Origin of the sequence: Streptomyces sp. NPDC058274 (genome assembly GCF_042881375.1) — a bacterium.
GTDB lineage: Bacteria > Actinomycetota > Actinomycetes > Streptomycetales > Streptomycetaceae > Streptomyces.
This window is the reverse complement of the sequence record NZ_JBHVXW010000008.1, coordinates 90,828-110,217: the sequence shown is the minus strand read 5'-3', so window position 1 is coordinate 110,217 and position 19,390 is coordinate 90,828. Positions and strand designations below refer to the sequence as shown.

16 protein-coding genes and 1 pseudogene are annotated in these 19,390 nt (G+C 71.4%); 9 read left to right on the top strand and 8 right to left on the bottom strand.

Annotated elements, in window-relative coordinates:
* Positions 1–139: 139 nt before the first annotated feature.
* Positions 140–2,173, top strand: coding sequence for a PQQ-dependent sugar dehydrogenase (locus tag ACFVYF_RS18185; RefSeq protein ID WP_389456410.1), 2,034 nt, complete (start codon positions 140–142; stop codon positions 2,171–2,173).
* Between the two features lie 22 nt (positions 2,174–2,195).
* Here ACFVYF_RS18185 and ACFVYF_RS18180 read toward each other — a convergent pair whose 3' ends face one another.
* Positions 2,196–4,022: an AMP-dependent synthetase/ligase gene (locus ACFVYF_RS18180; RefSeq protein WP_389456408.1), complete on the bottom strand. Its 1,827-nt coding sequence runs from the start codon at positions 4,020–4,022 to the stop codon at positions 2,196–2,198.
* 219 nt (positions 4,023–4,241) lie between these two features.
* A complete protein-coding gene (locus ACFVYF_RS18175; RefSeq protein ID WP_389456406.1) occupies positions 4,242–5,126 on the bottom strand; it encodes a LysR substrate-binding domain-containing protein in 885 nt (294 codons plus the stop codon).
* Between the two features lie 135 nt (positions 5,127–5,261).
* Between ACFVYF_RS18175 and ACFVYF_RS18170 the strand changes: the two genes are divergently transcribed.
* Complete coding sequence (locus ACFVYF_RS18170) at positions 5,262–6,299, top strand: bile acid:sodium symporter family protein (RefSeq protein WP_389456404.1); 1,038 nt, start codon at positions 5,262–5,264, stop codon at positions 6,297–6,299.
* On the opposite strand, the gene ACFVYF_RS18165 is transcribed toward ACFVYF_RS18170, so the two are convergent.
* The 3 genes from ACFVYF_RS18165 to ACFVYF_RS18155 all read right to left on the bottom strand — a co-directional run bounded on the left by ACFVYF_RS18165 (position 6,244) and on the right by ACFVYF_RS18155 (position 10,530).
* Positions 6,244–7,470 (bottom strand): DUF4185 domain-containing protein, encoded by a 1,227-nt coding sequence (locus ACFVYF_RS18165; RefSeq protein WP_389456403.1) that lies wholly within the window; start codon positions 7,468–7,470, stop codon positions 6,244–6,246. The genes ACFVYF_RS18170 and ACFVYF_RS18165 overlap by 56 nt on opposite strands.
* 10 nt (positions 7,471–7,480) lie before the next feature.
* Positions 7,481–9,358, bottom strand: coding sequence for an exo-alpha-sialidase (locus ACFVYF_RS18160; protein WP_389456401.1), 1,878 nt, complete (start codon positions 9,356–9,358; stop codon positions 7,481–7,483).
* Positions 9,359–9,522: 164 nt separating this feature from the next.
* A complete protein-coding gene (locus tag ACFVYF_RS18155) occupies positions 9,523–10,530 on the bottom strand; it encodes a zinc-binding alcohol dehydrogenase family protein (protein ID WP_389456399.1) in 1,008 nt (335 codons plus the stop codon).
* A gap of 95 nt (positions 10,531–10,625) precedes the next feature.
* On the opposite strand from ACFVYF_RS18155, the gene ACFVYF_RS18150 reads away from it, so the two are divergent.
* Both ACFVYF_RS18150 and ACFVYF_RS18145 read left to right on the top strand, forming a co-directional pair.
* A complete protein-coding gene (locus ACFVYF_RS18150; RefSeq protein WP_389456397.1) occupies positions 10,626–11,060 on the top strand; it encodes a MarR family winged helix-turn-helix transcriptional regulator in 435 nt (144 codons plus the stop codon).
* A 19-nt stretch (positions 11,061–11,079) separates the two neighbouring features.
* The gene (locus tag ACFVYF_RS18145) at positions 11,080–11,622 is read left to right on the top strand and encodes an isochorismatase family protein (protein WP_389456395.1); all 543 of its coding nucleotides are present in this window, start codon (positions 11,080–11,082) and stop codon (positions 11,620–11,622) included.
* 169 nt (positions 11,623–11,791) lie between these two features.
* Here ACFVYF_RS18145 and fdhD read toward each other — a convergent pair whose 3' ends face one another.
* The 3 genes and pseudogenes from fdhD to ACFVYF_RS18130 all read right to left on the bottom strand — a co-directional run bounded on the left by fdhD (position 11,792) and on the right by ACFVYF_RS18130 (position 13,926).
* Positions 11,792–12,655, bottom strand: a complete 864-nt coding sequence (gene fdhD, locus ACFVYF_RS18140; RefSeq protein WP_389456393.1) for a formate dehydrogenase accessory sulfurtransferase FdhD — start codon at positions 12,653–12,655, stop codon at positions 11,792–11,794.
* A gap of 7 nt (positions 12,656–12,662) precedes the next feature.
* Positions 12,663–12,902 (bottom strand): annotated as a pseudogene (locus tag ACFVYF_RS18135) (Fe-S-binding domain-containing protein); the annotation flags it as partial.
* Positions 12,903–12,954: 52 nt separating this feature from the next.
* Positions 12,955–13,926, bottom strand: a complete 972-nt coding sequence (locus tag ACFVYF_RS18130) for a 2-dehydropantoate 2-reductase (RefSeq protein WP_389456391.1) — start codon at positions 13,924–13,926, stop codon at positions 12,955–12,957.
* 254 nt (positions 13,927–14,180) lie between these two features.
* Here ACFVYF_RS18130 and ACFVYF_RS18125 point away from each other — a divergent pair, with 254 nt between their 5' ends.
* The 5 genes from ACFVYF_RS18125 to ACFVYF_RS18105 all read left to right on the top strand — a co-directional run bounded on the left by ACFVYF_RS18125 (position 14,181) and on the right by ACFVYF_RS18105 (position 19,322).
* Positions 14,181–15,521, top strand: a complete 1,341-nt coding sequence (locus tag ACFVYF_RS18125; protein WP_389456390.1) for an OFA family MFS transporter — start codon at positions 14,181–14,183, stop codon at positions 15,519–15,521.
* Positions 15,484–15,624 (top strand): hypothetical protein, encoded by a 141-nt coding sequence (locus ACFVYF_RS18120; RefSeq protein WP_389456388.1) that lies wholly within the window; start codon positions 15,484–15,486, stop codon positions 15,622–15,624. Before ACFVYF_RS18125 ends, ACFVYF_RS18120 begins: the two co-directional genes overlap by 38 nt.
* Before the next feature lie 177 nt (positions 15,625–15,801).
* Complete coding sequence (locus tag ACFVYF_RS18115; RefSeq protein ID WP_389456386.1) at positions 15,802–16,749, top strand: beta-ketoacyl-ACP synthase III; 948 nt, start codon at positions 15,802–15,804, stop codon at positions 16,747–16,749.
* Between the two features lie 287 nt (positions 16,750–17,036).
* Entirely contained in the window at positions 17,037–17,711 is a 675-nt protein-coding gene (locus tag ACFVYF_RS18110; RefSeq protein ID WP_389456384.1) for a GntR family transcriptional regulator, read from the top strand.
* A 429-nt stretch (positions 17,712–18,140) separates the two neighbouring features.
* Entirely contained in the window at positions 18,141–19,322 is a 1,182-nt protein-coding gene (locus ACFVYF_RS18105) for an ROK family protein (protein ID WP_389456383.1), read from the top strand.
* Positions 19,323–19,390 lie beyond the last annotated feature (68 nt).

Below are 19,390 nucleotides of genomic sequence, written 5' to 3'. Positions count from 1 at the left end.
CGGTGCCCGCGGCCACGCCGTCGCCCTCCGCGGGATTCCGGCTGCCCGACTTCGCCGGCTCTGCGCCGCACACCCAGCGCCAACGGCGCCTGGACCCACCGGTCGGCCCGTACCCCAGGAACCTCGAGAGGACGCACGCATGACACCCACAAGAGCGCTGACCTGGTGCCTTTCGCTGGCCCTCGCCGTGCCGCTCGCCGGACTGACGGCCTCGGGAGCCGCGCAGGCCGCCACCGACCACCAGGCCGAGGACGCCGCCATCTCGCAGGGCACCGTGGCCTCCGACCACGCCGGATACACCGGCACCGGCTTCGTCGACTACACCAACATCACCGGTTCGTACGTGGAGTTCACGGTGAGCGCGGCCGCCGCGGGTCCCTCGTCGCTGGCCCTGCGTTTCGCGAACGGAACGGCCACCGACCGGCCGATGAACATCTCCGTCAACGGCACGGTCGCCGCCGCCGGCGTCTCCTTCCCGGCCACCGCCAACTGGGACACCTGGGTGACCAGGACCCTGGACGTGCCACTGGCCGCGGGCACCAACAAGATCCGCGCGACCGCCACCACCGCCAACGGCGGACCCAACCTCGACCGGATCACCGTCGGCGCGGCGGCCGACACCCAGACCCCCACCCGGCCGGGACAGCCGAGCTGTTCGGCGATCGGCGAGAACGGACTCACCCTCTCCTGGGGCGCCTCCACCGACAACGTGGGCGTGAGCGCCTACGACGTCTACGAGCACGGGAACAAGCTCGGCGAGGCGGCGGGCGACGCGACTTCGAAGGCGCTCACCGGACTGACCGCCAACACCACCTACAACCTGACCGTCATCGCCCGCGACGCGTCCGGCAACGCCTCGCAGGCCAGCCCGGTCGTGGACTGCACGACCGCCCGCAGCTCCGACACCAGTCCGCCGACCGCGCCCGGCACCCTGACGTCGTCCAACGTGACCGCCAACAGCGCCGATCTGAGCTGGGGCGCCTCGACGGACGACAAGGCCGTGACCGGGTACGACCTGCGCAGCGGGACGACCGTCTACAAGAGCGTGACCGGCGGCACCTCGACCACCCTGACCGGGCTCGCCTGCAACAGCCCGTACACGCTGAACGTGGTGGCGCGGGACGCGGCCGGCAATGTCTCACCGCAGAGCAACACCGTCGCCTTCACCACCCGGGCGTGCGCGACGGACGGCGGGGTCCCGTCGTCGATCGGCACGGTCTCCAGCGGCTGGACGGTCCCCTGGGGCACGTACTGGATGCCCGACGGCCAGAGCGCCCTGGTCACCGAGCGGGACGACTTCCGGGTCTGGAAGGTCACCACGGACGGCACGCGGACCCAGGTCGGAACCGTGCCGAACGCGGTGACGACGAACGGCGAGGGCGGTCTGATGGGCGTCGCCGTCGACCCCCAGTGGGCGACCAACCACTACGTCTACTTCATGCACACGGCGGCCGAGGGCAACCGCGTCGCCCGCATGACGTACAACGGCAGTTCCCTGACCGGCTACACGATCCTCCTCCAGGGCATCAAGCAGAATCGCTACCACAACGGCGGCCGGCTCCTCTTCGGCCCGGACGGCTATCTGTACGTCTCCACCGGCGAGGCCCAGACACCCGCCCTGGCGCAGGACAAGAACTCCCTCAACGGCAAGATCCTGCGCATGACCACGGACGGGAAGGCCGCTCCGGGCAATCCGTTCGGGAACTACGTCTACAGCTACGGCCACCGCAATCCGCAGGGTCTGGCCTTCGACCGCAACGGACGGCTGTGGGAAGCGGAGTTCGGCGACGTCTCCAAGGACGAGCTGAACCTCATCAAGCCGGGCGCCAACTACGGCTGGCCGACCTGCGAGGGCACCTGCAGCGTCGCGGGGATGACCAACCCGAAGAAGACCTGGAACACGTCCGAGGCCTCACCCAGCGGGATCGCCATCGTCCGCAACGTCATCTACATGGCCTCCCTGCGCGGCGAGCGGCTGTGGCGCGTCCCGATCACCGGTGACACCGAGGAGGTCGGCACGCCGACGGCGTACTACGTCGGCACGTACGGCCGTCTGCGGACGGTGACCAAGGTGCCCGGCGCGGACCAGCTCTGGCTGTCGACCACCAACTGCGACAACGTCGGAGGGGCGGCGGACGGTTCGGACAAGATCTTCCGGGTGAGCATCAGCTGACCGGACGGGGCGCTGTGCCGGCTCACGCCCGGTACAGCGCCTCGACCTCCGTCGCGTACGCGTTCTCGATCGCCTTGCGCTTCAGCTTCAGCGACGGCGTGAGCAGCCCGTGCTCCTCGGTGAACTGGTGGGCCAGGATCCGGAACGTACGGATCGACTCGGCCTGTGAGACCAGGGTGTTGGCGGCGACCACCGCGCGGCGCACCTCGGTCTCCAGGTCGGCGTCCCGCACCAGCTGGGCCGGGGACAGCTGCGGCTTGCCGCGCATCTGGAGCCAGTGTTCGACCGCCTCGCCGTCCAGGGTGACCAGGGCCGCGATGTAGGGCCGGTCGTTGCCGACGACGATGCACTGGGCGACCAGCGGATGGTCGCGCACCCGCTCCTCCAGGATCCCCGGCGAGACGCTCTTGCCACCGGAGGTCACCAGGATCTCCTTCTTGCGCCCGGTGATCGTGAGGTAGCCGTCCTCGTCGAGGGCGCCGAGGTCGCCGGTGGCCAGCCAGCCGTCGTGGAGGGTCGCGTCCGTCGCCTTGGTGTCGTTGAGATAGCCCTGGAACACGTTGTCACCGCGCAGCCAGATCTCGCCGTCGTCCGCGATGTGCACGGTGGTGCCCGGGATCGCCTGGCCGACCGTGCCGAACCGGGTGCGCTCGGGCGGGTTGGCGGTCGCCGCCGCCGTGGACTCCGTGAGGCCGTACCCCTCGTAGATGATCACGCCCGCGCCCGCGAAGAACAGGCCGAGCCGCCGGTCCATCGCCGAACCGCCCGACATGGCGTGCTTCACCCGGCCGCCCATCGCCGCCCGCACCTTGGCGTAGACGAGCTTGTCGAAGACCTGGTGCTGCATCCGCAGGGCGGCGGACGGGCCGGGACCGATGCCCCACGCCTTCGCCTCCACCGCGTCGGCGTACCGGACGGCCACCTCGACCGCCTTCTCGAAGGGCCCGGAGCGGCCCTCCTTCTCGGCCTTGCGGCGGGCGGCGTTGAAGACCTTCTCGAAGATGTACGGCACCGCGAGGAAGAAGGTCGGCCGGAACGCGGCGAGGTCGGGCAGCAGGGCTGCCGCGTTGAGCTGCGGCTGGTGCCCGAATCTGACCCGGCCGCGGATCGCGGCGACCTGCACCATCCGTCCGAAGACATGCGCGAGGGGCAGGAACAGCAGCGTCGACGCCTCGTCGCCCCGCTTGGAGTGGAACACCGGCTCCCAGCGCTCGATGACCGTGTCCGCCTCGAACATGAAGTTGGCGTGCGAGATCAGGCAGCCCTTGGGGCGTCCGGTGGTGCCCGAGGTGTAGATGATCGTGGCGACCGACTCGGGCGTGACCGCGACCCGGTGCCGGTGCACCACGTCGTCCTCCAGGCCCGCGCCCGCCTCGTACAGCTCCTGCACGGCGCCCGCGTCGAGCTGCCACAGCTTGTGCAGCTGCGGCAGCCGGTCGACGACGGTGGCGATCGTCATCGCGTGGTCCTCGTGCTCCACCATGACGGCCGACACCTGCGCGTCGTGCAGCATCCAGAAGACCTGCTCGGCCGACGAGGTCGGGTACACGGGCACGACCTGGGCGCCGATGGTCCATGACGCGAAGTCGAAGAGCGTCCACTCGTAGCGGGTCCGGCACATGATCGCGACGCGGTCGCCGAAGCGGATGCCGTGCGCGAGCATGCCCTTGGCCAGGGCCAGCACCTCGTCCCGGAACTCGGCGGCCGTCACATCACGCCAGTGCCCCTGGTCGTCCTTGCGGCCGAGGGCGACGCGCAGCGGGTCTTCCAGGGCATGGTCGAACACGACGTCTGCCAGACCGCCCACCGGCGGGGGTGACGCCAACGGAGGGTTGGTGAACTCGCGCAATCCCCGCTCCTAGTGGCTCAGCACAGCGCCGTGAAAGCTACCCCACCCGGCCGCCGGGCGGGAGGGGGGACGGAACGCCCGGGGCGGGATATATGTACTGGTCAGTCCTCGACAATGCGCCCACATCGGGAACGGCCGGACAGAATACTTACGGTTCGGTAAGTTTCGCCACCGTAATCTCCACGGAATCTGTACGACCCGGTGACATAGGGGGCAGGGTCACCTGTCCACGTCCGCGGCCCTGGGCCGGTGCAGCTGGTCCCCGCCGCCCAGGATCGCCGCGGCGAGCGCGTCCGCCGCGCCCTGGGAGGAGGTCCGGCGCCGGCCGTGCACCAGCACGAAATCGACCTCGCCCAGTTCGGGCAGGCCCGCCCGCTCCGGCATCCGGACCAGTCCCGGCGGGACGAGGCCCCGGGAATGGGCCATCACGCCGAGGCCCGCCCGGGCGGCCGCGATCAGCCCGCTCAGGCTGCCGCTCGTGCAGGCGATGCGCCAGGGCCTCCCCTGCCGTTCGAGGGCCTCCAGGGCGAGGGCGCGCGTGATGCCGGGCGGCGGGTAGACGATGAGCGGGACCGGGCGTCCGGGGTCCAGCCGGAACCGCTCCGAGCCGATCCAGACCAGCCGGTCGTGCCACACGAGCTCGCCGCGCGGCTCCTCGGGACGGCGCTTGGCCAGGACCAGATCGAGTTTCCCGGCGGCCAGCTGCTCGTGCAGCGTGCCCGAGAGCTCGACGGTCAGCTCCAGGTCCACCTCGGGGTGGTCGAGGCGGAAGCGCTCCAGGATCTCGGTCAGCCGGGTCAGGACGAAGTCCTCCGACGCGCCGAAGCGCAGCCTGCCGCGCAGCCGCGTCCCCGTGAAGAAGGCCGCCGCCTGCTCGTGCACCTCCAGGAGCCGGCGCGCGAAGCCGAGCATCGCCTCACCGTCCTCCGTGAGCTCCACGGAGTGGGTGTCCCGCGAGAACAGCTGCCGCCCGGTGGCGTCCTCCAGCCGCCGCACATGCTGGCTGACCGTCGACTGCCGCAGCCCCAGCCGGCGCGCGGCCTGCGTGAAACTCAGCGTTTGAGCCACCGCGAGGAAGGTACGCAACTGTGTCGGGTCGTACATATCCGCACGCTATCGCGGAACATGATGACAGTCAGTGCGGTATGACGGTTTCCCGATCGCGGAAGGAGGAGGACGATGGAGAGGGCACGTCCTGACCCGGAACGAACTACGTACAGAACTCAGCAGTGGAGCACCGTGAAACGCCTGCAGTGGCCCAGTTGGATGCCGATCGACCCGTACATCCTGCTGTTGCTCGGGACAGTGGGCCTGGCGGCCCTTCTCCCGGCGCGGGGTGCGGCGGCCGACGTGGCGTCGGGTGCCTCCACGGCCGCGATCGCCTTCCTCTTCTTCCTCTACGGGGCGCGCCTTTCCACCCGTGAGGCGCTGGACGGGCTGAAGCACTGGCGGCTCCACACCACCGTCCTCGCCTGTACGTTCGTCGTCTTCCCGCTGCTCGGCCTCGCCGCGGGCGGGCTCGTGCCGGTGTTCCTGACGGACCCGCTGTACCAAGGCCTGCTCTTCCTCACCCTGGTCCCCTCGACCATCCAGTCCTCGATCGCCTTCACCTCCATCGCGCGCGGCAACGTGCCCGCCGCGATCTGCGCGGGCTCCTTCTCCTCGCTGGCCGGGATCGTCCTCACCCCGCTGCTCGCGGCGGCGCTGCTCGGCAGCAGCGGCGGCGGGTTCTCCGCGGACTCCCTCGTCAAGATCGTGCTCCAGCTGCTCGTCCCGTTCCTCGCCGGACAGCTGCTGCGCCGTTGGATCGGCGCGTTCATCACGCGCCACAAGAAGCTCCTCGGATACGTCGACCGCGGCTCGATCCTGCTGGTCGTCTACACCGCGTTCAGCGAGGGCATGGTGCAGGGCATCTGGCACCAGGTCAGCGCCCTCAGGCTGGCCGGCCTGCTGATCGTCGAGGCGGTCCTGCTCGCCGTGATGCTCGCCGTGAGCTGGTACGGCGCCAAGGCCCTGGGATTCCGGCGCGAGGACCGCATCGCGATCCAGTTCGCCGGCTCGAAGAAGTCCCTCGCGTCCGGACTGCCCATGGCGAGCGTGCTCTTCGGCGCGCACGCCTCCCTCGCCGTGCTGCCGCTGATGCTCTTCCACCAGATGCAGCTGATGGTGTGCGCGGTCATCGCCAAGCGCCGCTCCCGCGACCCCGAGCCCGCCAGGCAGCCTAGGTCAGTCGCAGAGTCACGAATCGCGGTCGGTACAGGGACACGTTCCGGCTGAGGTTCGCCTGCGCGGACACGCCCGTCGCGTCCAGCCAGTTGACGTCGTAGCTCAGCACCAGCCGGCCGTCGCCGCTCAGCGTCGGATGGGTCTGCGGGTTGTACGCGGCCACCTCGCCCGGCGGAAGAGGCGGGCTGAAGCTCCGGGTGGGCCCGTGCCACGGCCCCGTCGGCGAGCACGCCCAGTACGACGTGATCGTGGTCAGGCCCTCGGTGCCGGCCGCCATCGTGAACAGCACATAGGTGCCGCCCTCGCGCACCACCGTGAACGCGCTGCCCACGCCCTCGCGCTGTCCGTCGCCGAGCACCGCCGCCGGACGGGCCCGCGCCGCCCATTCCGAGCCGTCCCAGTACTCCCAGGCACCCGGCTCGGCGAGCCTGCCGCGCGGCACGCGCGCGACATAGGCGTGCGAGGTGGGACGCGAGGCCGCCTGCCCGTCGTCGCCGCCGAAGACGTACGTCCAGTCGCCGTCGTCGACCGCCGTGGTCCCGAACAGCACGCGCCGGGACGCGTCCGCCACCGAACGCTGGTCCAGGACGGTCGTCACGCCTTCCAGCCGCAGACCGGGCAGCGAGAGCGTGGCGACCTCGGTGGCCGTGGGTACGCCGTAGATCCACGGGGCCTGACCCGTCGTACGCGTCCACAGCAGGACCCGGACGACCTGTTCGGCGGAGCCGGGGGAGCGGGGCTCCACCCGTGCGGCCACCGGCCAGCGCCACTGCCCGGAACCCGGGTCCGGGAACAGCGGGGCGGGCAGCGTGCGCTCCAGCCGGCCCGACTTCGACATCAGCACGGCCGAATTGCGCACCAGCGGCGCCGAGGTGTCCCGCCAGGCGTACGACTCGCCGACCGGGTTGGGCGGCCCGTGCACCTGGCCCAGATAGGTGTCCGAGAACAGCCACAGCACCCGGCCGTCCGGCAGCCGCAGCGAGTGCGTACCGTCTCCGCCCGTCCAGTCGTCGGTGCGGGTCGCGTCGTCCCCGTAGCGCGCGAACTCGCCGGTGACCTTCGTGTCAGCCGTCCAGGACTTCACCGTACGGGCCCCGCAGCCGGCGCCGCCCTCCCGGTCGTCGTCCGGGAGGGCGATGAGCAGCACGGCTGCGCAGACCAGGGCGAGCAGGATGCCGAGCCCGGTCCCGTTCCGCCGTCGTGCTCCTGCGTCGTCGGGCACGGACGGGACGTTAGTGGCTGCCGCTCACGCGGTCCATGGGCAGTCGCAGGACGGTGTCCCGTGTCACAGGGGCGTTGCGGGTGCGGATCGCGGTCAGCTCCGCGTCGGTCAACGCCCGGTCGTACACCCGGACTTCGTCGATTCCGCCGCTGAAGAAGGCCCGGCTGTCCATGCGTTGGCCGATGTGCACCCCGAACGGCGAGTTGCGGCTCACCGATCCCGGCACGTCCGCCGTGCTGATCGCCGTCCCGTCGATGAACAGCGTCAGCCGTCCGCCGCCGCGGCGCAGTGCCAGATGGTGCCACTGGCCGTCGTTGTACGCCTCCGTGGTGCGCACGGAGGCCGTGGCCGGGGCCGCCGCGCCGTTTCTCGTGGTGATCAGCCCGGTGATCCGGTGGGAGGCCGGCTCACCGCGCAGCCACACCTGTGGCTGGGAGGTGCCGATCCCGCCCATCCACAGCAGCGGCTGCTCACCGGTCGTGGCCGTGTACCGGAACCACAGGGACGCGGTGAAGTCCTTTGTCCCGAGCGGCAGTCGGTCCTGGTACGGCAGACGTACGGCGTCGTCGGTGCCGTCGAGGGCCAGCGCGCCGCCGAAGGCGCCGTCCGTCTCCTGGGCGCCGCCGAGCACGGTGGCGGGCCGGGCGTGCGGGGCCCGGTCGGCGGTCGTCGGGTCGGGGCCGCGGCGCGGCTTCAGCCAGTCCTCGGTGAACCGCGCGAAGCGGATCTCGTCCCGCGCGTCGACCGCGCCGCCCTCGTACAGCAGGCCCACGGTGTCGCCGCCGACGCGCACCAGATCCGAGTAGCCGGACCAGTCCGTGGTGACGACCGTGCCGCGGTCCACGCTCTCCCAGGTGCGTCCGCCGTCGTACGAGGAGCGGACCATCATCGTGCGCCGGCGGTCCGGATCGCCGGGGCAGGCCAGCAGTATGCGGTCGCCGAGGCGCAGCACGGACCCCTGGACCTGGGGCGTGTAGAGGTCGGGGAGGTCCTCGAAGGGGGCCGCGAAGCTGTCGCCGCCGTCACGGCTGACGGCCTGGGTGCGATGGCCGAGATCGGTGCCGTCCTGCTCCCGCCCGCTGACGAGGACCGAACCGTCGCCGCGTTCCGTGAGTGTCATCTCGGACGGCTTCTGGCGGAACGTGCTGTCGTCCGCGATCGGCCACGAGTCCGTCGCGCCGATCTCCCAGTGGTCGCCCCCGTCGTCGCTGGTGATCAGCGCGGCGTGGTTGGCGGAGACCCGGCTGCCGTTCCAGGTCTCGGTGTTGACGCCGAGGACGAGCCGGCCGGCGTGCCTGCCGCGGGTGAGCTGGATGCCGTGCACCGGTCCGGTGGCGTACCAGGAGTTCCAGTCGGCCGGCAGGATCTCGTCGCTCAGATCGCGCGGCCGTGACCAGCTGAGGCCGTCGTCGTCGCTGTACTGGAGGTGCGGGGTGCGGTCGCAGGGGACGGAGCAACTCCCGCTGTCCGTACGGCCCGTGTTGTACGTCTCGGCCAGGAGGATGCGTCCCGTCTCGCGGTCCACGACGGGCGTCGGGTTGCCGTGTGTGTCGCCACCGCCGTCGTTGACGACCTGGAGCGGACTCCAGGTGCGACCGCCGTCGGTGGAGCGCTTCACGACGATGTCGATGTCGGCCGAGTCGCCGCAGTTCAGGACGCGGCCCTCGGCGAAGGCCAGCAGCGTGCCCTCCGTGGTCTTCACCACCGCCGGGATACGGAAGCAGGCATAGCCCGGATCCTGGGACGCCCTGAAGAGCACCTGCTGCTCGAACTCGCCGTTCGCCGCCGCCTGTTCGGCCCCCGCCGGACTCGGCAACGCGAGCAGAGCGGCGGTGGTGAGAGCGGCCGTGAGCGTGGATCTGAGACGTGCGCGGAGACTTGACGGCATGGTGCGGCCTGCCCTTCATGCGTCTCGACATCTGGACATCTGGACATCCCACGTCCAACGTTCCCGCCTCAGACGCTACTTGGGCGGTCAGGGGGCCCACAAGAAGCGTGCACCGGTCGTGTTCACGCCAGATGTAGCGGCCTCCGGCGGATAGTGACGGAGTGTCAGGGGCGCAGCACCACCTTGCCGAGGTTGCTCCGTGATTCGATCGCCTCGTGCGCCTTGGCCGCGTCCGCCAGGGCGAACTCCCCGTGCACGGCGGGCCGCAGTGCCCCGTCCGTGAACAGCCGCCACAGCTCCTGGCGCCACCGCTCGTACGCCTCGGGCCGGCCGCGGGCGATCCGGGCCATCTGGAAGCCGATCACCGATTTGGCGCCCACCAGCAGGTCGTACGCCTGGACGGTCCCGCCGCCCGAGCTGTACGCGACGAGACGGCCGCCCGGAGCGAGTGCGGCGACGGCCGGGGTGAGCAGGTCGCCGCCGACCGCGTCGAGGACGTAGTCGACGGGCTCGCCCCAGTTGACGGCGCCGTACGCGCCCGACTCGTCGCCACCGGCGCCGTACACGACCACCTCGTCGGCGCCGGTCCCGTACATGCCCGTCTCGTCGCCACCGGTGCCGTACACGACCACCTCGTCGGCGCCGAGGCCGCGCACGAACTCCGTCTTGTCGGGCGCGGAGACGGCGCCCACCACGCGCGACGCCCCGCGCAGCCGGGCGAGCTGGACCGCGAGGTGCCCGACCCCGCTGGCCGCCGCCGTCACCAGCGCCGCCTCGCCGGGTTCGGGCCGCGCCGCCTCCAGGGCGCCGAGCGCGACCAGTCCGCTGCGGACGAGGGCCACCGCGTCCACGTAGCTCGCGCCGTCCGGGACCGGTGAGGCCATGGCCTCACCGAGGAGGGCGTACTCGGCGTATCCGTGCCCGAAGCAGAGGCCGGTGACCCGGTCGCCCACCGCGCACCGGGTGACGCCCGCGCCGACCGCGGCGACCTCTCCGGCGATCTCACCGCCGAGGGGGATCGGCCCGGCCGCCTCGGTCACCTTGCGCACGACGGGCAGCGTCACCCCGACCGCCTCGGTGCGCACGAGGATCTCACCCGGGCCGGGGGCGGGTGCGGCGACCTCTTCGAGGAACAGGGGGCCACCGGGGCGCTCGTACCAAACGCGACGCATCGCACCTCCAGATTTCGGGGCTGAATTCGTTGGGAGCCCCAACGGTATGGGGAACTCATGGGGAAGTCCAACGGTATTTTCGTTAAGCTCCTCCCATGTCCGCCCCCCTGCCCGAGATCCGCGGCCTCCCCAGCTGGCTCCTCGGCCGGGCCGCCGCCCGCGGCCGCGCCCTGGTCGCCGAGGCGCTGGCGGCCGAGGGCCTGAAGATGTGGCATCACGTGGTGCTCTCCGCCGTCTCCGGCCTCGGCCCGGTCGCCCAGGCCGCGCTCGGCCGGAGCATCGGACTCGACCCCAAGGACCTGGTCGGCGTCCTGAACGACCTGCAGTCCGGGGGGTGGGTCGTCCGCGCGCCGGATCCGGGGGACCGCCGCAAGAACGCGGTGTCGATCACCGAGGAGGGCGGCCTGCTGCTGAAGCGCTGCGAGCGGGCGGCCCGGGCGGCGAACGACGCGCTGATGGCCCCGCTCACGGCAGCCGAACGCGAGCAGTTCATGGAGCTGTTGATCCGGATTTCCGGTACGGACGGCTGACGCGGGCTAACGTTCCGTCATGACCGCACCCGAAGCCGAACCCCGTCTGGCCCTCGATCCCGCGCGCACCGCCCTGGTGCTCGTGGATCTGATGGACCGCATCGTCGGACTGCCCCTGGAACCCCGCAAGGGTCCCGAACTCCTCTCCGTGGCCGAGGAGTTGGCCCGGAGCTTCCGGGCGGTCGACGCACCCGTCGTCCTCATCCGGGTCGAACGGTCCGGTGTCCCCGAGCAGCCGCCCGGCAGCGGGCTGGTCGCCGGGCTCGCGGCGGACGGTGACATCGAGATCGTGAAGCGGACCATCGGCGGGTTCCAGGGCACCGGTCTCGACGAGCGCCTGCGCGAACGCGGTGTCCGTACGCTGGTGTTCGGCGGTATCGCCACCAACCTCGGCGTCGAGTCCACCGCCCGCGCCGCCGGTGACCTCGGCTACGACCTCGTCTTCGTCGAGGACGCCATGGCCGCCCTCACCGCCCCCGAGCACGAGGCCGCCGTCGCTCTGAACTTCCCGCGCCTGGGCACGGTCGTGACCTCGCCGGAGGTGCACTTCACCGCCGGATGACGGCAGACCGGCAGCGGGCCGCCGTCGAGGACGGAGATCGCCGTCGAGGTTCGGGACGGCCCGGGAGCCGGGCAGGGCTGAGGCGGGGCCCGTACGGCGCAGGGGGCGCTCCCCGCCGGTCGGGGCCCCGCCGCCGTGACGCGGGGAGCCGGGTCGGGCCTGCGTGGCCTCAGCCCTGAGTGGCCTCGGCCCGCAGAGCGATCCGGTGATCACCCGCGTACACGTTCATGGAGGCCCCCCGCAGGAAGCCGACCAGGGTCAGGCCCGTCTCGGCGGCCAGGTCCACGGCGAGCGAGGACGGGGCGGAGACGGCCGCGAGAACCGGGATGCCGGCCATCACCGCCTTCTGCGCCAGCTCGAAGGAGGCCCGGCCCGAGACCAGCAGGACCGTGCGGGAGAGCGGGAGTGCGCCGTCCTGCAGCGCGCGGCCGACCAGCTTGTCGACCGCGTTGTGCCGGCCCACGTCCTCGCGTATGTCGACGAGCTCACCGTCCTCGGTGAACAGCGCCGCCGCGTGCAGGCCCCCGGTCCGGTCGAAGACCTGCTGCGCCGCCCGCAGCCGGTCGGGGAGAGCGGCGAGCAGCTCGGGCGCGAGCCGGACCGGGTCAGCGGTGTCGCCCGCCGTGTCGTCGATCGCCCAGCGGGCCGTCGTACGGACCGCGTCGAGGCTCGCCTTGCCGCACAGACCGCAGGAGGACGTCGTGTAGACGTTGCGCTCCAGGGTGATGTCGGGGAGGACGAGTCCGGGCGCCGTCCGCACGTCCACGATGTTGTACGTGTTCGAGCCGTCCACCGTCGCGCCGGCGCAGTAGACGATGTTCTGGAGCTCCTCGGCCGTGCCCAGCACCCCCTCGCTGACCAGGAAGCCCGCCGCCAGGGCGAAGTCGTCGCCCGGCGTGCGCATCGTGATCGCGAGGGGTTTGCCGTTGAGGCGGATCTCCAGGGGTTCCTCGGCGACCAGCGTGTCCGGTCGGGTGCTCACGGCCCCGTCCCGGATGCGGATCACCTTGCGGCGTTCTGTGACTCGTCCCATGTCCTGATCAGCCCCGGTTCTGTACGTGCTGGTAGCCGAAGCGGCCCTTGCTGCGGAGATCGCCGCGGGTCACCGGATGGTCGTGCGGTGAAGTGACCTTCACGATCTCATTGTCCTGCACGTGCGGAGTGGGCGTGCAGCCCACTCCGCACGGCGCGCACAGGGTGGCCGCCCCGGTCCGCGCCGGCTCGTCCCGCGCACCCGCCGCCCGCATCGCGGACGCCGGCGCGAACGACGGCGCTCCGGTCCGCTCATGCGGCGGTCCGCAGCGCGAGTCACGCGGCGGTCCGCAGCGCGAGTCATGCGGCGGTCCGCAGGGCGAGCAGGTCCGAGATCGCGTGCACGGTACGGAGCGTGGGCACCGGGACCCCGGTGATCTCCGCCAGTTCCACGACCGCCGCGAGCAGCACGTCGAGTTCGAGCGGTTTGCCGCGCTCCAGGTCCTGGAGCGTGGACGTGCGGTGGTCGCCGACGCGCTCGGCGCCGGCCAGCCGCCGTTCGATGGAGACGCCGACCTCGCAGCCGAGGGCCTCCGCGACCGCGAGCGTCTCGGCCATCATGATCTCGATGACCTTGCGGGTGCCGCCGTGCAGGCACATCTGGCGCATCGTCGCCCGGGCCAGCGCGCTGATGGGGTTGAAGGAGATGTTGCCGAGGAGCTTGAGCCAGATGTCGTTGCGCAGGTCCGGCTCCACGGGACATTTGAGGCCGCCCGCCTGCATGGCCTCGCTGAACGCGCTGCACCGCGGCGAGAGCGAGCGGTCGGGCTCGCCGATGGAGAACCGGGTGCCTTCGAGATGGCGGACGACTCCCGGCCCTTCCAGCTCGGTCGCCGCGTAGACGACACAGCCGATGGCCCGTTCGGGCGCGAGCACCGCACTGACCGCGCCGCCGGGGTCCACGCTCTCCACACGGTGGCCGTCGTGCGGCCCGCCGTGCCGGTGGAAGTACCACCAGGGGATGCCGTTCTGGGCCGCGACGACCGCCGTGGTGTCGTGCAGCAGTGGCTCGATCAGCGGCCCGCACGCCGCGTACGAGTTGGCCTTGAGGCCGAGGAAGACGAAGTCGACCGGGCCGATGTCGGCCGGGTCGTCGGTGGCATGGGCGCGCGCCGTGAAGTCACCGCGCGCGCTGAGGACTCGGACCCCGTGCTGCCTCATGGCCGCCAGATGCGGTCCACGGGCGACGAGATGCACATCGGCGCCTGCGCGGTGCAGCGCGGCGCCGACATAGGCGCCGATCGCACCGGCGCCGAGAACTGCGACTTTCACTGGGAGAGCTCCGTTCGGTCGAGGGTACCGAGGAACTGGCTGAAACTGTCGACGACATATTGTCTACAGGATGGAATTCCGGGCAGCAAGGGTTCGGGCAGGACCCGGGGGATGCCTTTGCACGGCCGAAGCCGTACCGCTCGTCCCACGTCGCCGACCGTTCGCCGTGTCAGCCGGACCGCTCATCGCATACGGTCGACCGTTCGTGTCGCGTGCCTTCCCAACGGGGCAACCGCTTCCTATCGTTCCGGATCATGAGTCCCCCTGTCGCACCTCCCGGCTGGAGCCGCTGGCTCGTTCCCCCAGCCGCGCTCTCGGTCCACCTCGCCATCGGCCAGGCCTACGCCTGGAGTGTTTTCAAGCCGCCGCTGGAGTCCGCGCTCGGTCTGAGCGGCACCCAGAGCGCGCTGCCCTTCCAGCTCGGCATCGTCATGCTGGGCCTGTCCGCCGCGTTCGGCGGCACCCTCGTCGAGCGCAACGGACCGCGCTGGGCGATGACCGTCGCCCTCATCTTTTTCTCGTCCGGCTTCCTGATCGCCGCACTCGGCGCCGCCACCGAGCAGTACTGGCTGATCGTGTTCGGCTACGGCTTCGTCGGCGGCATCGGCCTCGGCATCGGCTACATCTCGCCCGTCTCGACCCTGATCAAGTGGTTCCCGGACCGGCCCGGCATGGCCACCGGCATCGCGATCATGGGCTTCGGCGGCGGCGCGCTCATCGCCTCGCCCTGGTCGGCCCAGATGCTGGAGTCCTTCGGCGCCGACTCCTCCGGGATCGCGCTCGCCTTCCTGGTGCACGGACTGACGTACGCCGTGTTCATGTCGGTCGGAGTCCTGCTGGTGCGGGTGCCGCGCGGCGAGAAGCCGGCCGCCGTCGCCGGTCCGAGCTCCCTCGACGGAGTGCAGGTGTCCGCCCGGAACGCCGTACGCACCCCGCAGTTCTGGTGTCTGTGGGTCGTGCTCTGCATGAACGTGACAGCGGGCATCGGCATCCTCGAGAAGGCCGCCCCGATGATCACGGACTTCTTCGCGGACACGTCCGCGCCGGTGTCGGCGTCCGCGGCCGCCGGCTTCGTCGCACTGCTCTCGGCGGCCAACATGGCGGGCCGTATCGGCTGGTCCTCGACGTCCGACCTGATCGGGCGCAAGAACATCTACCGCGTGTATCTCGGTGTGGGCGCGGTGATGTACGCGCTCATCGCCTGGTTCGGGGACTCGTCCAAGCCGCTGTTCATCCTGTGCGCGCTGGTGATCCTCTCCTTCTACGGCGGCGGCTTCGCGACGATCCCCGCCTATCTGAAGGACCTCTTCGGCACCTTCCAGGTGGGGGCGATCCACGGCCGGCTGCTCACCGCCTGGTCCACGGCGGGCGTCCTCGGCCCGCTGATCGTGAACTGGATCGCCGACCGGCAGGAGGAGGCCGGCAAACACGGCTCCTCGCTCTACGGCACCTCGTTCCTGATCATGATCGGCCTGCTTGTCGTCGGCTTCGTCGCCAACGAGCTCGTACGCCCCGTCCACGCCCGTCACCACATTCCCGCCCAGAGGGAGGCCACCGATGTCGAGCGAGAGCACTCCGAGCCCGAGTCCGCCTAGCCGCCGCGGACTGATCGCGTTCTCCTGGCTGTGGGTGGGGGCGCCCCTCTGCTACGGCCTGTACGAACTCGTCCTGAAGGCCAAGCAGCTGTTCACGGGGTGACGCAGGTCTCCCCCCGCCGGGCCGCGGGCAGGTGTACGGGAAGTGTTCGGGCGTCCGAGGGCCTGACGGAAGCCGACAAGGCCGCGGCCGCTTTCCTGTGGCAACGCCTGCCGCCGTACCCGTGAGTCACTGTTCAGACTGGTGAATCCCGCTACCCAAGGCAACGATGGGACACCCATGAACGGCTCACGCATCGCCGCCGTCGGCCACTACCAGCCCGCCAAGGTGCTCACCAATGAGGAGCTGGCGGGCCTGGTCGACACCAGCGACGAGTGGATCAGGAGCCGGGTGGGCATCCGTACGCGCCACATCGCCGGGCCCGACGAGCCCGTCGACGAGCTGGCCGCGCACGCCGCGGCCAAGGCGCTCGCGGCGGCGGGCCTGGCCCCCGGCGACATCGATCTGGTCCTGGTCGCCACCTCCACGGCCATCGACCGCTCCCCGAACATGGCCGCCCGGGTCGCGGCCCGACTCGGTGTCCCCTCGCCCGCCGCGATGGACGTCAACGTGGTCTGCGCGGGGTTCACGCACGCCCTGGCCACCGCCGACCACACGATCCGGGCCGGTGCGGCGACCCGGGCGCTGGTCATCGGCGCCGACAAGATGTCCGACGTGACGGACTGGAGCGACCGTACGACCTGTGTGCTCGTCGGCGACGGCGCGGGGGCCGCCGTGGTCGAGGCGTGCGCGCCGGGCGAGGAGCCCGGGATCGGGCCCGTGCTGTGGGGCTCGGTGCCCGAGATGGGGCACGCGGTACGCATCGAGGGCACGCCCGCCCGGTTCGCGCAGGAGGGCCAGAGCGTCTACCGCTGGGCCACGACCCAGCTCCCGCCCATCGCCCGCAAGGCCTGCGAGCGCGCGGGACTCGCTCCCGAGGACCTCGCCGGGGTGGTGCTGCACCAGGCGAACCTGCGCATCATCGAGCCGCTCGCCGAGAAGATCGGTGCCGTGAACGCGGTGGTCGCGCGCGACGTCACCGACTCCGGCAACACCTCGGCGGCCAGCATCCCGCTCGCCTTCTCCAAACTCGTGGAGCGCGGTGAGATCTCGACGGGCGACGCGGTGCTGCTGTTCGGCTTCGGTGGGAACCTGTCCTACGCGGGACAGGTGGTGCGCTGCCCCTAGGATCGACGCGGGGTCGGCGAAGGGCCGACGAAGGGTCGACGCGGGGCCCGGTGCGAGGCTGGAGTTCGGCCGTGCCGGAGCCGGTTTCCGGGGGCGTGGGTTCCGCGGGCACGCCCGGGGGTGAGGCCGGGTGTGAGCACCCGGGTGTGACAACCCCAACTCCTGTCCGTTCCGGCCCTTTGTGCGCCGTAGACTGTAGACGAAAGGCAATCCATACTGGCTGTCCGGATGCCATGCTGCCGCCGCTGTGCTCACCGGTGCCGCCGCTGCCTAGGAGGGGGACCGCGATGTTGTCGACCGGACTGCCGCAGGGGGCGGTGCCGAAGCTCGAACGGCCCGGCCCGCTGCGCGACCGTGTCTACGAGGCGCTGCTCGAACTGATCATCACCGGTTCCCTCCAGCCTGGCCAGCACCTGGTCGAGAGCGAACTCGCCGGGCATCTCGGAGTGTCCCGGCAGCCCGTGCGCGAGGCCCTCCAGCGGCTCAACACCGAGGGCTGGGTCGACCTGCGTCCCGCCCAGGGCGCGTTCGTCCACGAGCCCACGGAGGAGGAGGCGGACCAGCTCCTGACGGTGCGTACGCTCCTGGAGGCCGAGGCCGCCCGGCTCGCCGCGGCGAAGGCGGGCAGCGCGGGCATCGCGGCCCTCGAGGAGCTGTGCGCGGAGGGCGAGCGCGCGGTCGCCGCCGACGACGTGGACGGCGCGGTCGCGATGAACGCCCGCTTCCACGCGAAGGTCATGGAGCTCGCCGGCAACACGGTCCTCGCCGAGCTGGCGGCACAAGTGGACCGGCGCGTCCGCTGGTACTACACGCCGGTCGCCCGGCAGCGCGGTCACCAGTCCTGGATCGAGCACCGCGAGCTGATCGCGGCGATCGCGAACCGGGACGAGCAGCAGGCCACGACGGTCTCCCGCGCCCACACGGAGCACACGCGCCAGACGTACCACGAGCGCGAGAAGTAGCCCGGCGTCCCGCCGAGCGCCTGGCGCCCCGCAGGGCCCGAGCTCTGCAACCGACCCGGCCCCGCGTCGAGTTCCGGCCCGGCAGCCGTCCCCAACGGGGGCGACTGGCGGGCCTTTTCGTGTACGCGGCCACCGCGAACCGCAGCTGAGGACATCACCGTCCAGCCGTGCGGGACGGCCGTGCGGGACGGCCGTGCGGGACGGCCGGGACAGCCGGGACAGCCGCGGAAGTCGGACGGGGCAGCCGTGCTGAACAGTCGTACCGGGCAGGCGGACGGGACAGCCGTACGCTGGGCTTTGTCCTGTGAGTGGAGAAAGTTGGCAGTAGTTACTGCTCAACTTCTTCCCAGTCCCGGCACCCGCTGATACGTTCCCCTCGAAAGCCCGACGGATCAGGCCGATTGAGGCGGGGAGGGGCACGTGAGACGCATGACGGCTCGACCCGCGAACGCGCACCAGGCGCGACTGCTGCGCCTGCTGCGGGACGGCGGCCCCAACTCCCGTGCCCAGCTGGGCGATCAGGTCGACCTCTCGCGGTCGAAGCTGGCCGTCGAGGTGGAACGGCTGCTGGAGACCGGCCTCGTGGTGGCCGACGGACTCGCCGCATCCCGCGGTGGCCGGCGTTCCCACAACATCCGGCTCGCCCCGGCCCTGCGCTTCCTCGGTGTCGACATCGGCGCGACCTCGATCGACGTGGCCGTGACCAACGCCGAACTGGAAGTCCTGGGGCACATCAACCAGCCCATGGACGTACGCGAGGGACCGGTCGCGGTCTTCGAGCAAGTCCTGGCCATGGCCGCCAAGTTGAGGGCCTCCGGGCTCGCGGAGGGGTTCGACGGCGCCGGCATCGGCGTCCCGGGACCGGTCCGCTTTCCCGAGGGCATCCCCGTCGCACCGCCGATCATGCCCGGCTGGGACGGCTTCCCGGTCCGCGAGGCGCTCAGCCAGGACCTCGGCTGCCCGGTCATGGTCGACAACGACGTGAACCTGATGGCCATGGGGGAGCAGCACGCGGGCGTCGCGCGTTCCGTGGGCGACTTCCTCTGCGTCAAGATCGGTACCGGTATCGGCTGCGGCATCGTCGTCGGCGGTGAGGTCTACCGCGGTACGACGGGCAGCGCGGGCGACATCGGGCACATCCAGGCCGTCCCCGACGGCAGGCCGTGCGCCTGCGGCAACCGGGGCTGCCTGGAAGCCCACTTCAGCGGGGCGGCACTGGCGCGCGATGCCACGGAGGCCGCCCAGCAGGGGCTTTCGGGGGAGCTCGGCGCACGCCTGGAGGCGGCGGGCAGCCTGAGCGCCGTCGACGTCGCCGCCGCGGCCGCCGCGGGTGACGCCACCGCACTCGATCTGATCCGCGAGGGCGGCAACCGCACCGGCCAGGTCATCGCGGGCCTGGTCAGCTTCTTCAACCCGGGTCTTGTGGTGATCGGCGGCGGAGTGACCGGCCTCGGCCACACCCTGCTCGCCGCGATCCGCACCCAGGTCTACCGCCAGTCGCTGCCGCTGGCGACGGGCAATCTGCCCATCGTGCTGGGGGAGTTGGGCCCCACCGCCGGTGTCATCGGCGCGTCCCGGCTCATCAGCGACCACCTGTTCTCACCCGCGTAAGACCTTCGGGCCCGTGTGGCCCGAAGTGTTGTAAGCCCTCGGGGCCCGTCAGACCCGAGGCCCCGTAA

Bases quoted from the DNA above. Each gene is read 5' to 3' on its own strand.
- ACFVYF_RS18115 (WP_389456386.1), top strand. From the start codon at position 15,802: ATGAACGGCTCACGCATCGCCGCCGTCGGCCACTACCAGCCCGCCAAG.
- ACFVYF_RS18185 (WP_389456410.1), top strand. From the start codon at position 140: ATGACACCCACAAGAGCGCTGACCTGGTGCCTTTCGCTGGCCCTCGCC.
- ACFVYF_RS18155 (WP_389456399.1), bottom strand. From the start codon at position 10,530: ATGCGTCGCGTTTGGTACGAGCGCCCCGGTGGCCCCCTGTTCCTCGAA.
- ACFVYF_RS18175 (WP_389456406.1), bottom strand. From the start codon at position 5,126: ATGTACGACCCGACACAGTTGCGTACCTTCCTCGCGGTGGCTCAAACG.
- ACFVYF_RS18145 (WP_389456395.1), top strand. From the start codon at position 11,080: ATGACCGCACCCGAAGCCGAACCCCGTCTGGCCCTCGATCCCGCGCGC.
- fdhD (WP_389456393.1), bottom strand. From the start codon at position 12,655: ATGGGACGAGTCACAGAACGCCGCAAGGTGATCCGCATCCGGGACGGG.
- ACFVYF_RS18150 (WP_389456397.1), top strand. From the start codon at position 10,626: ATGTCCGCCCCCCTGCCCGAGATCCGCGGCCTCCCCAGCTGGCTCCTC.
- ACFVYF_RS18120 (WP_389456388.1), top strand. From the start codon at position 15,484: ATGTCGAGCGAGAGCACTCCGAGCCCGAGTCCGCCTAGCCGCCGCGGA.
- ACFVYF_RS18125 (WP_389456390.1), top strand. From the start codon at position 14,181: ATGAGTCCCCCTGTCGCACCTCCCGGCTGGAGCCGCTGGCTCGTTCCC.
- ACFVYF_RS18105 (WP_389456383.1), top strand. From the start codon at position 18,141: ATGACGGCTCGACCCGCGAACGCGCACCAGGCGCGACTGCTGCGCCTG.
- ACFVYF_RS18160 (WP_389456401.1), bottom strand. From the start codon at position 9,358: ATGCCGTCAAGTCTCCGCGCACGTCTCAGATCCACGCTCACGGCCGCT.
- ACFVYF_RS18110 (WP_389456384.1), top strand. From the start codon at position 17,037: ATGTTGTCGACCGGACTGCCGCAGGGGGCGGTGCCGAAGCTCGAACGG.